This is a genomic window from Pontibacter sp. HSC-14F20 (assembly GCF_019599265.1).
In the GTDB taxonomy this organism is placed as follows: Bacteria; Bacteroidota; Bacteroidia; order Cytophagales; family Hymenobacteraceae; genus Pontibacter.
Genome location: NZ_JAHZTC010000074.1, coordinates 1 through 308, shown reverse-complemented (window position 1 = coordinate 308; position 308 = coordinate 1). Strand labels below are relative to the sequence as shown.

1 protein-coding gene is annotated in these 308 nt (G+C 57.1%); it reads right to left on the bottom strand.

Annotated elements, in window-relative coordinates; all coding sequences use genetic code 11:
• On the bottom strand, positions 1 to 308 hold a 308-nt coding region (locus K3G39_RS20560), incomplete at both ends, for a transposase (protein WP_220628041.1).

The window sequence follows — 308 nt, the reverse complement described above, 5'->3', positions numbered from 1 at the left end:
CCGCTGGCCCATGGGGCAGACAAAGAAGTCCTCTTGCTGGTTATAATACAGGTTCTGGCTCAGGAAGGGGTTGTGCTGGTGTTTCTTTTTCTGCTCCGAGTGGAAATAGTTGTACTTGACGTAGGCTTCTACCTGGTGCTCTTCGAGCCAGGCGTAGTTCTGCTCTGAGCCGTAGCCGGCATCGGCCACAACAACCGGGGACTGTGTCTGGTAGTGTGATGCAAACTGCTCCAGGTGCGGGATCAGCGTGGCCGTGTCGCCCGGGCGCTGGTGCAAAGAGAAGTTGGTGATCAGCTGGCCTTCGGTGC